This window comes from Thermococcus sibiricus MM 739 (genome assembly GCF_000022545.1).
In the GTDB taxonomy this organism is placed as follows: Archaea; Methanobacteriota_B; Thermococci; order Thermococcales; family Thermococcaceae; genus Thermococcus_A; species Thermococcus_A sibiricus.
In genome coordinates, this window is the sequence record NC_012883.1 from 107,828 (window position 1) to 120,221 (window position 12,394).

Here is a 12,394-nt window from a genome sequence, read left to right on the forward strand (position 1 = left end):
TAAAGTTTTTTGATTTAAAAAAAGCTTTTGGGTAAACACTTATGTTAACTTAACATGGTGCGAAAAGTAAAAGAACAATAGGAATGTATATACTTACAGGGGGGATTATAATGGATATGGAAAAAATTCGTGAAGTTGTTAAAAAGGCGGAAACTCTTCATAAGGAATTTCAGAAATTCTTTCTGGAATTATATTCACTTTCATCAAATTGGAGCTTTGAGGAACTTAGAGATGTGCTCTCTTCTCTATATAGTGTAATTGAGAAAAAATTTGACACCGCATCCGAAATAGTTAGTATGGCTTCATTAGTGGGGGGACGTTTCGAGGTCTTTGCAAGAGAACTTCAAAAAAACGAACACCAAATGAAGTTTCGTGTAGAGGAGCTTTTCCCACTTGTTGAAAATCCCAAAATTAGCTTTAGTGAAAGGTCAAGGGTAAATGCTTCGCTTCAGAGACTTTTACAGTTTTATAGGATTTATGATTATTCTGTAACTCAATCAATCCAAAAATTGAATGGAGAGCTTGAAGGGCTTATATTTATAAGTGAAGAGAGGAAACTACCACCAACAAATATCTTAAACAAAATGCAAAAAATAGAAATATTGGAAAAAACTGTGACTAACTTGGTATCCTTCGTGTATTATCTTTATTATCATCCTTCATGGGTTCATAAAGTAGAAGAAGCTTTGAGAGACTGGCATTCGAAAGGTTTGCTGTGGGTTGAAGTTAGGAATATTGAGAAGAATAGTGGTGTAGAGAGAGAGCATGCTACAAGAATCCTTGAGGGTTTGATGCTCATTGGTGTTGTGGAAAAGCGGGAAAGAGGTGGTGAATATGTCTACAAACTCAGAGGTTTCGGTGAGGATTAGAGGGATATACAGTACAGCATTAACAAAGGTTCTACTTGAGGAAGGATTTAAGATAAGCCAGCCAAGCCAAAGGATTGTAGAAAGGTTCAACATTGAAAAGGTATATGATGAATTCGATGTAGATATCCAAGACAAAAGAGACTCCCACGGTATAGTTTTAGTTGGTACAAGGGTTGAGGAGGTAAAAAGAGTTTTTGAAGAAAAATTTTTGGATGTTTTCTTTAGAAAAATTCCGTACCAGCTTTATGGAGTATATAAAGGCATGGTTGTTAAAAGGGACGACAGATATGTGTATGTGGACATAGGGAGTGCTATTGGAACATTGCTAATTGAAGAATTTCCGGATGCGGTTGAAGGGGATGAAGTGCTCGTTCAGGTCAAAAAGAATAACTTGCTCCCCCATTTGAGTGTCTTAGTCACGATTCCTGGAGACTATGCAGTGCTTATTCCAAAACCAATTGGTACACAGAAACATGTAAAGATCTCAAGGAAAATTAGAGATCAAAATGAGAGAGAAAGACTCAGGATACTTGGCTTAAGTGTGGATCTGGGGGACTGGGGAGTTCTATGGAGGACAGCTGCAGCATATAAAGATTGGAATTTATTAAAGGATGAACTCATTAAACTCTCGAAAATTGCTCAGAAAATTAAGGATATAGATAAATACTCTGCTCCAGCACAGATTGTGGAAGGAAGGGATGTATATGAAGTGGAGTTTGGAGGAGCAACCAAATCAAAGCTTGATGATATTAGAAACAGTATGGTTCCAACAATAGAAGGTCATCATAAATTCAAAGCGTATGACCCAGAACTTGGATTTGCAGTTGAAATAGCAGAAGGTATTTTAAGTAAAATGCCATCCCAACGTAAAAAAGTTAGTGATGGATTTTTAGAGGCCCTAATCAATCATAAAGGCCCAAAAACGGGATGGATATTTAGGTTTGAGCATGTTAAACCCGATGGCCAAGTGATTAGAATAGGGCCAGCGGAGATTTTAGAAGTCTCATTAAACCCCATTAAACTTAAAGTCAAAAGACATTTAAAGCCAGGCAAGTTCTATGATGGCCTTGAAATTCCCATTGAAAACGGTGATTATGCAATAACCGAGATAGAAGAGGGTAAATGGTGGTTTAAGCACAGCTATTATGATAAAGAGGGGAATCTTAAGGGAGAGTACTACAATATTTGCACGCCAGTGGAGGTTTATCCAGACAAGGCCAGATATATTGATTTAGAGGTGGATATTGTAAAGTGGCCCGATGGAAATAAGGAGATAATTGACAAAGAAGAACTAAAAGTGCACTATGAAGATGAACTTATAAGTGAGAAGCTTTATAAGGCCATATTAAGGCTCACTAAAGAGTTGTTTGAGAAGATTTGATTTTTTCTATATCCTCTATTCCTTTATCCGTTATCTCAAAGTGTACAATTCCTCCTTCAGGCTTAAAGCGGTGTCTTTCTAATACTGCTATCCTTAAACCTGGCCGTAATTTTTCTAAGCGCAGGATGTCTTTGCATTTATACCCCATGATGTGTTCGGCCAGTGGTTTTAGAGCGTTCTGTTTTGAGTCAAAATATACTTGATTTGTGACAATGACGGCAAGATTATATTTTCTTGCAAGCCACAAAAGTACCTGAAGCTGTTTTCCGAGATCCGTTGTCATTGAGCTTTTCTTTTCCTCGACACGATAATGATTTGTTATTGAATCAACAACGATCATAGAAAACTTTTCATTGACGATTTTTTTAAGATTTGAGATTGTTTTTTTCTGTTCTTTAAAGTCAAAGGCTTCGAATATTAGAAACTTTTGGAGAGTGGAATTGGAATCCATGCCTCTTGACTCAACCATCTTGGCCAGTCTCTCTGGGGAAAATCCTCCTTCTGTATCTATGTAAGCGACTTTTCCTTCATTTAAAAGACCTATTTGCATAGCAAGAGTCGTCTTTCCAGTAGCAAATGGGCCGTATACTTGTGTTAGGATCCCTTTGTCTATCCCTCCACCTAATAGAGCATCTAAGTTCTTGCTGCCCGTGGTTAACATTGTTTACACCATTAAACTTCGAAAGGTTTTCCAATTTCCAAAATTTTTATTAGACTCCAAACTCGTTTTTCTCGGAGTTCATTAATAAGTTCATTCGGGTCGGCTTCACTGTATGTTCCATAATGCATAGGTATTGTTATTTTTGGGCGCATGGTTTCTATGATATTTGCAGCTTCTCTTATGTTTGCAGTTGACCTCCCACTTATTGGAACAAAGAAAATATCGATCTTTCCACGCAAGTTTTTAAAAATCGGGCTGTAATAGGTGTCCCCAGGATGGAAAATTCTTCTTTTTCCATCGGAGATAATGTATCCAAGGGGGTACTGGCTGGAAGGATGCTCTACGAAAATTGCTCTAACTTTCACGTTATTTTCTAACTCTATTTCTTCTCCTCCTTCTATCTCCTTGACCTTAGTCACACCATCGTTTATTGCCATTAAATAAACTGTTTTTGGCCCTATCACTGTGGCATCTCTAAGTCTAGCTAGAAGAGGAGTTTTTCCATAGTGGTCAGTGTGTTCATGGGTCACTAAGATGTAATCAATACCATCTATCGCGTCGTCGTTAACATATTCATAAGGATCTATGAGGATTTTCACATCATTTATTTCAATCCAAAAACACGCATGTCCATACCAAATGATCTTCATAGGCGTAGCCTCCACAGATAATAGATTAAAACTCCACTTAAATCTTTCCCACGTGACGTTGATTTTATAAAGGGATTATAGTTATTTCGATTTGAAGTCATATGAAAGAGGTAAAAACTAGAGAGTCATATGTATTCTTGATAGTTGAAGAAGAGAAGACCGGAGGGGAAATGACTAAGATTAATTGTAGATTTCCTGATATAAGTGGGACTTGTGAAATTGAAATTATTGGGGGGCCCAAAAAATGAAAAGGTACTTCTTCTTGCCTTTAACATTGCCATTTTTAATTCTATTCATCCTTTTATTGCCCCTGTTGTTCATCCTGTTTGCCAGCACGATAACCATTGCCTTCCAAAAGTTGGGACTTCCTTTGCCGGTGGCATTCACTTTATTCTGGGCCGCTCTAATAGGGAGTTTCATAAACATACCAATCAAAGAAATAAAGAGTTATGGCCCTGTTGTAAGAATGACAAAAGTTTCCTTCTTTGGGATAACATATCCTGTTCCATATGTGGACTGGGGAGAGCAAAAAACTGTAGTGAGCATAAACGTTGGTGGTGCTCTTGTACCGTTGAGTGTGGTTCTGTATGAAGTTGTGAGGCTTTTGGTTTTGGATGAAACATTCCTCTTTACTAGAATGGCTACGGCTATTTTAATATCTACTATAGTGAGCAAAGCATTTTCTAGACCTGTAAGGGGGTTGGGAATAGCTATTCCGACGTTTATTCCTCCTTTAGTAGCAGCAATCCTTGCCCTTTTACTTGGAGGAGATAACAGACCCCTTATTGCATATGCGAGTGGTACTATGGGAGTTTTAATAGGTGCAGATCTTTTAAATTGGAACAAGCTCAAAGAACTTGGAGCTCCGATGGTGAGCATTGGTGGAGCGGGAACTTTTGATGGCATTTTCCTCGCTGGAATTATAGCAGTTCTTCTTGTATGAGAAATGTTATTAAAGTAGGCGGGAACTCTTATTGGTGGTGAAAGTGAGGATAGTACTTGGAAGTGGAGCATCTCACATGGCTGAAGAAATCAAAAATAAAGTAGAAAAATTTGATAAATTGTTGATTGAGAGTGAGGTAAAGACCTTCCCGGATGGGGAAAAATACGTTAGGGTACTAGGGGATGGAAAAGAGGTTTTAGTGGTTCAATCCATGTTCCGGCCTCAAAATGAACATCTTGTCGAGCTTTTACTTTTAGGTGATGCACTTAGAGAGAAAGGCTTTAAGCATCTCAAAGCAGTTGTGCCTTATTTAGCATATTCTAGACAGGACAGAGTTACCAAAGAAGGTGAGCCTATAAGTGTTAGGGCTATCATGAAAGCTATATCTCTTTATTACGATGAGCTTTATGTGTTTGACCTCCATAATCCAAAAACCCTGGAATACTTCCCTGGCAAAGCCTTAAATGTCAGTCCTGCCAAGGCTATAGCTAATTATTTCAAAGATAAGCTTGGAGAAGGGTTAGTCCTTGCTCCAGACAGGGGGGCCTTGGAAAGAGCAAAAACTGTGGCCAATATTCTTGGCTTGGAATTTAGCTACTTTGAAAAGAAACGTATCTCACCGACTGAGATTCAGATGAGACCAGTGGAGGTTGACGTAGAAGAAAAAAATGTGCTGATAGTTGATGATATCATAAGCACTGGGGGAACAATGATAAAGGCAGCTAACATACTCAAAGGAATGGGTGCAAGTAAGGTATTTGTAGTGGCTACTCATGGAGTCTTTGCTGAGGGAGCTATTGAAAGAGTTAGCAAAGCAGTGGATGAACTTGCAGTTACAAATAGTATACCTACTCCAGTTTCAAAAATAAGCCTTGTAGAGGACATTTTGAGTCTCTAGTTTTTAATTTATACTTGTTAATTTTTGGAGATTTGATTTCCATTTTTGTGTCTTTTTTGGTAAAAGTCTCGCATTTCAAGACTTTGCAAAAATTTTTCATTGTGGGGATATCAACCTATAGGGTGGAGCGCCCGAATAAGGGTGCCCACAACCCAGGCATAAAACGGCGGCGTCGAGGGGAGTTGGTGCAAAGCACCCAACAATGAACCCCGCCCTCCAGCCTTGGGTACAGCAAAGTGCACTCCCAAGGAAACCCGAAAGGGGACCCCTTGGGGGTAAGGCAGGTCCAACATCCCGACCAAACCCCGAATGGGTTTTATGGTACTTCCCCTTGAGGGAAGTCCCACCGGCCGTACTCCTAATAGCAATTCCGGTTGATCCTGCCGGAGGCCACTGCTATCGGGGTCCGACTAAGCCATGCGAGTCACGGGGGTGTCCCTTTGGGGCACCACCGGCGGACGGCTCAGTAACACGTCGGTAACCTACCCTCGGGAGGGGGATAACCCCGGGAAACTGGGGCTAATTCCCCATAGGCCTGAGGTACTGGAAGGTCCTCAGGCCGAAAGGGACTTATGTCCGCCCGAGGATGGGCCGGCGGCCGATTAGGTAGTTGGTGGGGTAATGGCCCACCAAGCCGAAGATCGGTACGGGCTGTGAGAGCAGGAGCCCGGAGATGGACACTGAGACACGGGTCCAGGCCCTACGGGGCGCAGCAGGCGCGAAACCTCCGCAATGCGGGAAACCGCGACGGGGGGACCCCGAGTGCCGTGGCAACGCCACGGCTTTTCCGGAGTGTAAAAAGCTCCGGGAATAAGGGCTGGGCAAGGCCGGTGGCAGCCGCCGCGGTAATACCGGCGGCCCGAGTGGTGGCCGCTATTATTGGGCCTAAAGCGTCCGTAGCCGGGCCCGTAAGTCCCTGGCGAAATCCCACGGCTCAACCGTGGGGCTTGCTGGGGATACTGCGGGTCTTGGGACCGGGAGAGGCGGGGGGTACCCCTGGGGTAGGGGTGAAATCCTATAATCCCAGGGGGACCGCCAGTGGCGAAGGCGCCCCGCTGGAACGGGTCCGACGGTGAGGGACGAAGGCCAGGGGAGCAAACCGGATTAGATACCCGGGTAGTCCTGGCTGTAAAGGATGCGGGCTAGGTGTCGGGTGAGCCTCGAGCTCGCCCGGTGCCGTAGGGAAGCCGTTAAGCCCGCCGCCTGGGGAGTACGGCCGCAAGGCTGAAACTTAAAGGAATTGGCGGGGGAGCACTACAAGGGGTGGAGCGTGCGGTTTAATTGGATTCAACGCCGGGAACCTCACCGGGGGCGACGGCAGGATGAAGGCCAGGCTGAAGGTCTTGCCGGACACGCCGAGAGGAGGTGCATGGCCGCCGTCAGCTCGTACCGTGAGGCGTCCACTTAAGTGTGGTAACGAGCGAGACCCGTGCCCCCAGTTGCCAGCCCTTCCCGTTGGGAAGGGGGCACTCTGGGGGGACTGCCGGCGATAAGCCGGAGGAAGGAGCGGGCGACGGTAGGTCAGTATGCCCCGAAACCCCCGGGCTACACGCGCGCTACAATGGGTGGGACAATGGGATCCGACCCCGAAAGGGGAAGGGAATCCCCTAAACCCGCCCCCAGTTCGGATCGCGGGCTGCAACTCGCCCGCGTGAAGCTGGAATCCCTAGTACCCGCGTGTCATCATCGCGCGGCGAATACGTCCCTGCTCCTTGCACACACCGCCCGTCACTCCACCCGAGCGGGGTCTGGATGAGGCTCCGTCCTCTGGGCAGAGTCGAGTCCAGGCTCCGTGAGGGGGGAGAAGTCGTAACAAGGTAGCCGTAGGGGAACCTACGGCTCGATCACCTCCTATCGCCGGAAACCCATTCGGGGGGCTTAAGGGGTGTTGGACCTGCCTGATGTGGGCCGGTAGCTCAGCCTGGGAGAGCGCCGGCTTTGCAAGCCGGAGGCCCCGGGTTCAAATCCCGGCCGGTCCACCACGAACAAGTGCACATCCCGAGTAAGACTCGGGGTGGAAGGGTCCTAGGCCCCGAAGAAGGGGTCACAATGAGGACCGTGCATAGGTTGATTTGGCCCAAAAAATGTCCAGCCTCCAAGTAGGGGGTAAGAAACTTAAGCCACCTGGTGGATGGCTCGGCTCGGAGCGCCGACGAAGGGCGTGGCAAGCTGCGATAAGCCCCGGCGAGGCGCAGGCAGCCTTCGAGCCGGGGATTCCCGAATGGGACTTCCTGCGGCTTTGCCGCACTCCCACCAGGGAGAGGGAACGCGGGGAATTGAAACATCTTAGTACCCGCAGGAAAAGAAAGCAAAAGCGATGCCGTGAGTAGGGGCGACCGAAAACGGCCTAGGGCAAACTGAACTCTGAGTGGAAACACTCAGGGGATGTGGTGTAGTAGGGTCCTGCGCCTGGAGCCTCTTGGGTGAAGCCGAAGTCCGCTGGAACGCGGCGCCGAAGAGGGTGATAGCCCCGTAGGCGTAAGCCCAAAGGCTCCTGCAGGATTCCTGAGTACCGTCGGTCGGATATCCGGCGGGAAGCTAGGAGGCATCGGCTCCTAACCCTAAATACGTTCCGAGACCGATAGCGAACTAGTACCGTGAGGGAAAGCTGAAAAGCACCCCGGGAGGGGGGTGAAAAGAGCCTGAAACCAGGTGGCGATAGTTGGGTGCGGCCCGAAAGGAATGATTCTTCCCGAAGGAAATCCTGGCGACAGGAGAGTACGGGGGTAGAGGACCGGGGTTGCACCGTCCGTCTTGAAACACGGGGCAGGGAGTTCACGGCTGTGGCGAGGTTAAGGGGAGAAATCCCCGGAGCCGTAGGGAAACCGACAGGTCCGCAGGCGCTTTTGCCGAGGGACGGGGTGTGAAAGCGCCCGGAGTCACGGCCGTGAGACCCGAAGCCGGTCGATCTAGCCCGGGGCGGGGTGAAGTCCCTCAACAGAGGGATGGAGGCCCGTTAGGGATGCTGATGTGCAATTCGTTCCCGTGACCTCGGGCTAGGGGTGAAAGGCCAATCGAGACCGGAGATAGCTGGTTCCCGCCGAATTATCCCGTAGGATAGCCTCCCTGGAGGTAGGTAGTGGGGTAGAGCACTGATTGGGTGTGCAGGGGGCGAAAGCCTCCGGCACCCTGTCAAACTCCGAACCCACTACCGCCATAGAAAGGGAGAGTAGGGTGACGGTGTAAGCCGTCCACCGAGAGGGGAACAACCCAGACTGGGGTTAAGGCCCCAAAGTGCCGGCTAAGTATTACTCCAAAGGGTGTCCCTGGCCTTAGACAGCGGGGAGGTAGGCTTAGAAGCAGCCACCCTTTAAAGAGTGCGTAACAGCTCACCCGTCGAGGTCAGGGGCCCCGAAAATGGACGGGGTTCAAGCCGGCCGCCGAGACCCCAGCGCACGGACTGATTGGTCCGTGATCGGGTAGGCGGGCGTTCCGATGGGGTAGAAGTCGGGCCGTAAGGTCCGGTGGACCCGTCGGAATTGCGGATCCTGCCGGGAGTAGCAGCATAGCCGGGTGAGAATCCCGGCCGCCGGAGGGGCTAGGGTTCCACGGCAATGTTCGTCAGCCGTGGGTTAGTCGGTCCTAAGTCAGCCCGTAACTCGGTGCTGACGAAAGGGAAACGGGTTTATATTCCCGTACCACGGAGGTAGGTGCGGCAACGCAAGCTCCGAGGGTGACGCCTCGGGGTAGACAGACCGGTCCAAAAGATCGGCTAAGCGTATAAGCCCGGGGAGTGCCGTAATGGCGAGAACCGGGTGAAAGCGTGAATGGCCTCCCGTAAGGGAGGTTCTGTCGATCCCTGGGGCCCGTGAAAAGCCCTCGGAGAACGATCCTCCGTGACCGTACCGAGAACCGACACAGGTGCCCCTGGGTGAGAAGCCTAAGGCGTGTCGGGGTAAACCCAGCCGAGGGAACTCGGCAAATTGGCCCCGTAACTTTGGGAGAAGGGGTGCCTGCGGTTGAGTAAACCGCAGGTCGCAGTGACTAGGGGGGCCCGACTGTTTAGTAAAAACACAGGTCCCAGCTAGCCCGAAAGGGTTTGTACTGGGGCCGACGCCTGCCCAGTGCCGGTACGTGAAGCCCGGGTTCAACCGGGTGAAGCGCCGGTAAACGGCGGGGGTAACTATAACCCTCTTAAGGTAGCGAAATTCCTTGTCGGTTAAATGCCGACCTGCATGAATGGCGTAACGAGGTCCCCACTGTCCCCGGCTGGGGCCCGGCGAAACCACTGCCTGGCGCATATGCCAGGGACCCCCGGTGGGAAGCGAAGACCCCATGGAGCTTTACTGCAGCCTGTCGTTGCCATACGGCGGGGGGTGCGCAGCGTAGGCGGGAGGCGTCGAAGCCCGTCCTCCGGGGCGGGTGGAGCCGTCCATGAGACACCGCCCACCCTTTGCCGTATGGCTAACCTGCGAAAGCAGGGACAGCGATAGGTGGGCAGTTTGGCTGGGGCGGCACACCCTCGAAAAGGTATCGAGGGTGCCCTAAGGTCGGCTCAGGCGGGTCAGGAATCCGCCGTAGAGTGCAAGGGCAAAAGCCGGCCTGACTGGACCCGTAACAGAGGCGGGTCCAGCCGCGAAAGCGTGGCCTAGCGAACCCCAGAGCCTCCCCGGTGGGGGCCTGGGATGACAGAAAAGCTACCCTGGGGATAACAGAGTCGTCTCGGGCGAGAGCCCATATCGACCCCGAGGCTTGCTACCTCGCTGTCGGCTCTTCCCATCCTGGTCCTGCAGCAGGGGCCAAGGGTGGGGGTGTTCACCCATTAAAGGGGAACGTGAGCTGGGTTTAGACCGTCGTGAGACAGGTCGGATGCTATCTACCGGGGGTGCTGGCTGCCTGAGGGGAAGGCGCCCTTAGTACGAGAGGAACAGGGTGTCGCGGCCTCTGGTCTACCGGTTGTCCTACAGGGCATAGCCGGGCAGCTACGCCGTATCCGATAAGGCCTGACGGCATCTAAGGCCGAAGCGGTCCCCGAAAACAGGCAGCCACTCCCTGGCGCAAGGGGTCGGGTGACCGGTCCGTTGCCAGGGACGAGGGCACCCGCAGAAGACGGGTTTGATGGAGCGGGGATGTAAGCGGGAAGGGAAACCGACCCGTTTAGTCTGCCGCTTCCAATAGCCCGAGGTTCTTACCCCCGAAAGGAGGTTGGGCATTTGATAGGCCAAATCAACCTATGCACGGTCTAATAAATTTCTAAACTCTTCTAGAATTTTAGTTTAAACTTGCGATAAATACAAAAATCCTAAAATGTAGGTATTTTTGGTGATATAATGAGACTATTAATATTTGATCTTGATAAGACATTATGGGATCATTATGATGCTTCTCAGCTAGTCCCTCCCTTTAGAACACACGGTACTGAATTAATAGATGCCTTAGGAAATAAATTGAAACTCTTCGATGGAGTTGTGGAATTCCTAGATTGGGCAAAAGAAAGGTTTGTTCTTAGCATTGCGAGTTGGAATCTTGAAAAATTGGTGAGACCGATATTGGAAGAGTTTAATATCTGGCACTATTTTGTCTTTCCCAAAATAGAGAACCATCCAGATAAAGCGGACATGATAGTTAGAACGCTTCAAGAATTAAAGAATTCTGGATATGAAATAGAGGAAGTGATTTATATTGATGATAGAACTCTCCATTTAGATAAAATTAAAAAGAGAATTCCTGACATAAGATTTATTCAAATGTGGGTGGATGTAAAAAATTTTGAAGAACTTAGAGAGTATCTTATGAAGGAATTAGAGGTGAAAAAGGATGAAGCTCTTAGTGGTGAAAGATAAGAGAATTGATTACGATGGATCTGCAATAAAGAGTCACTGGGCATATAGAAACTTTGGGGTATTAGGAAACTCAATAGTGATATTCAGAGGACGTTGTGACATAAAAATCGAGGAAATGATTGATATTGAAGACCTTCGTCAGCAAAAGGAAATCAAAAGCGAGGATATGATACATTACATAATAGAAATATTTGAGGTACCAAATGTGTTTCTTGCGTCAGTGCTCCAGAAACTCTTTATTGCAAAGCTAGGTGAGATTTTGGGAGAATATGATATAAAGACCTCAAGATATGGTGATGACATTTACGTTGGTGACAAAAAGTTGAGTATTTCCATTGCTACAGTCTCACCAGTTAGCATTAAGATTCACATAGGAGTTAATGTTGAAGCAAAGGGAGTACCAATGGGAGTTAATGCCATTGGGTTAAAGGAACTTGGAATATTTGATATTGACCAATTTATGGAGCTAAGTGGGAAATTACTTGTGGAGGAATTTTTAAAGGCCAAAAAAGACAGTTTAAAAGTGAGATGGGTAGAATAATTAAATTAATGGTTTAATGAGTATGCCAACTAGAGGCACTGCAAGATTATCATCCAAAAATCTCTGATATTCTGCAAGGGTTAGGATAATACTCCAACTTATTTTTGAAAGCCATGAGATTTCAGGGAAAATTAGGGCTACTATTAATAATGCTGATAGGAAATACCCCAAGCTACCAGTCCAATGTTTTTTTTAATTTCACGTTATATCCATTTTTTCTGAAATAAACGAACCGGATTATACCTGTAACTCCATCACTTATTGCCATAACCAAAAGAATAGCTGTTGCATAGTTTTTAGAGAGAAAAAATACAACAAAAGCCGCTGAGAATGCAAAAAAGACTTCTCCATAGTTTGCATTGATCTGATACCACTTGAGACCGTCATTTTTGATGTGAAAAATTAGTTGCCCTAGGCCAAATAGAAACGCTGCTGGCGCGAATACCTCTCTGGGAATTTGACCAAGATAATATAGAAGGCCTGCAGGTACAATGCTGAAATGGATTATTTTTCTATTTATCCATACATAGTTCTCTCCTAAATATCTTGTAAAGTATATTGAGGCTAGGATCGGTGTAGTTGCTAAAAAAACTGCCATGGCTATATTCATAATTAGACCCCCCGTTTAATAGAAAAACTGAGATATTTAAACTTTGCTTATTTATGTT

Annotated in this window: 9 protein-coding genes, 1 tRNA gene, 2 rRNA genes and 1 pseudogene; 10 read left to right on the forward strand and 3 right to left on the reverse strand. The window is 47.4% G+C overall.

The window, feature by feature from the left end; genetic code table 11:
* The first annotated feature begins 110 nt into the window (after window positions 1–110).
* Window positions 111–869 (forward strand): hypothetical protein, encoded by a 759-nt coding sequence (locus TSIB_RS00530; protein ID WP_012766135.1) that lies wholly within the window; start codon window positions 111–113, stop codon window positions 867–869.
* A complete protein-coding gene (locus tag TSIB_RS00535) occupies window positions 835–2,250 on the forward strand; it encodes an Rne/Rng family ribonuclease (RefSeq protein WP_048160113.1) in 1,416 nt (471 codons plus the stop codon). Before TSIB_RS00530 ends, TSIB_RS00535 begins: the two co-directional genes overlap by 35 nt.
* Here TSIB_RS00535 and radB read toward each other — a convergent pair.
* The gene (gene radB, locus TSIB_RS00540; RefSeq protein ID WP_012766137.1) at window positions 2,225–2,911 is read right to left on the reverse strand and encodes a DNA repair and recombination protein RadB; all 687 of its coding nucleotides are present in this window, start codon (window positions 2,909–2,911) and stop codon (window positions 2,225–2,227) included. The genes TSIB_RS00535 and radB overlap by 26 nt on opposite strands.
* Window positions 2,912–2,922: 11 nt before the next feature.
* Complete coding sequence (locus TSIB_RS00545; protein ID WP_048160114.1) at window positions 2,923–3,561, reverse strand: MBL fold metallo-hydrolase; 639 nt, start codon at window positions 3,559–3,561, stop codon at window positions 2,923–2,925.
* 101 nt (window positions 3,562–3,662) lie between these two features.
* On the opposite strand from TSIB_RS00545, the gene TSIB_RS10510 reads away from it, so the two are divergent.
* The 8 genes from TSIB_RS10510 (at window position 3,663) to TSIB_RS00585 (ending at window position 11,726) form a co-directional block, all read left to right on the forward strand.
* A complete protein-coding gene (locus tag TSIB_RS10510; RefSeq protein WP_012766139.1) occupies window positions 3,663–3,809 on the forward strand; it encodes a hypothetical protein in 147 nt (48 codons plus the stop codon).
* Window positions 3,806–4,504: a DUF1614 domain-containing protein gene (locus TSIB_RS00550; protein ID WP_048160115.1), complete on the forward strand. Its 699-nt coding sequence runs from the start codon at window positions 3,806–3,808 to the stop codon at window positions 4,502–4,504. The genes TSIB_RS10510 and TSIB_RS00550 overlap by 4 nt, the downstream gene beginning before the upstream one ends.
* 43 nt (window positions 4,505–4,547) lie before the next feature.
* Complete coding sequence (locus TSIB_RS00555) at window positions 4,548–5,402, forward strand: ribose-phosphate diphosphokinase (RefSeq protein ID WP_148206141.1); 855 nt, start codon at window positions 4,548–4,550, stop codon at window positions 5,400–5,402.
* 367 nt (window positions 5,403–5,769) lie between these two features.
* Window positions 5,770–7,255: ribosomal RNA gene (locus TSIB_RS00565) — 16S ribosomal RNA — on the forward strand.
* A 52-nt stretch (window positions 7,256–7,307) separates the two neighbouring features.
* Window positions 7,308–7,384: transfer RNA gene (locus TSIB_RS00570), tRNA-Ala, on the forward strand.
* 121 nt (window positions 7,385–7,505) lie between these two features.
* A 23S ribosomal RNA gene (locus TSIB_RS00575) occupies window positions 7,506–10,537 on the forward strand.
* Together the 16S and 23S rRNA genes with 1 tRNA gene alongside form the textbook arrangement of a ribosomal RNA operon.
* A 135-nt stretch (window positions 10,538–10,672) precedes the next feature.
* Entirely contained in the window at window positions 10,673–11,185 is a 513-nt protein-coding gene (locus tag TSIB_RS00580) for a magnesium-dependent phosphatase-1 (protein ID WP_012766143.1), read from the forward strand.
* Window positions 11,160–11,726 carry a DUF366 family protein gene (locus tag TSIB_RS00585; RefSeq protein ID WP_048160117.1) on the forward strand — a complete coding sequence of 189 codons (567 nt, stop codon included), beginning with the start codon at window positions 11,160–11,162 and terminating at the stop codon, window positions 11,724–11,726. Before TSIB_RS00580 ends, TSIB_RS00585 begins: the two co-directional genes overlap by 26 nt.
* Here TSIB_RS00585 and TSIB_RS00590 read toward each other — a convergent pair.
* A pseudogene (locus tag TSIB_RS00590) lies at window positions 11,727–12,336 on the reverse strand (hypothetical protein).
* Between the last annotated feature and the right edge of the window lie 58 nt (window positions 12,337–12,394).

What these genes read in the sequence shown, in the direction of transcription:
- TSIB_RS00530 (WP_012766135.1), top strand. Translation starts at nt 111, where the DNA reads ATGGATATGGAAAAAATTCGTGAAGTTGTTAAAAAGGCGGAAACTCTT.
- TSIB_RS00545 (WP_048160114.1), bottom strand. Translation starts at nt 3,561, where the DNA reads ATGAAGATCATTTGGTATGGACATGCGTGTTTTTGGATTGAAATAAAT.
- TSIB_RS00585 (WP_048160117.1), top strand. Translation starts at nt 11,160, where the DNA reads ATGAAGCTCTTAGTGGTGAAAGATAAGAGAATTGATTACGATGGATCT.
- TSIB_RS00580 (WP_012766143.1), top strand. Translation starts at nt 10,673, where the DNA reads ATGAGACTATTAATATTTGATCTTGATAAGACATTATGGGATCATTAT.
- TSIB_RS00535 (WP_048160113.1), top strand. Translation starts at nt 835, where the DNA reads ATGTCTACAAACTCAGAGGTTTCGGTGAGGATTAGAGGGATATACAGT.
- radB (WP_012766137.1), bottom strand. Translation starts at nt 2,911, where the DNA reads ATGTTAACCACGGGCAGCAAGAACTTAGATGCTCTATTAGGTGGAGGG.
- TSIB_RS00550 (WP_048160115.1), top strand. Translation starts at nt 3,806, where the DNA reads ATGAAAAGGTACTTCTTCTTGCCTTTAACATTGCCATTTTTAATTCTA.
- TSIB_RS10510 (WP_012766139.1), top strand. Translation starts at nt 3,663, where the DNA reads ATGAAAGAGGTAAAAACTAGAGAGTCATATGTATTCTTGATAGTTGAA.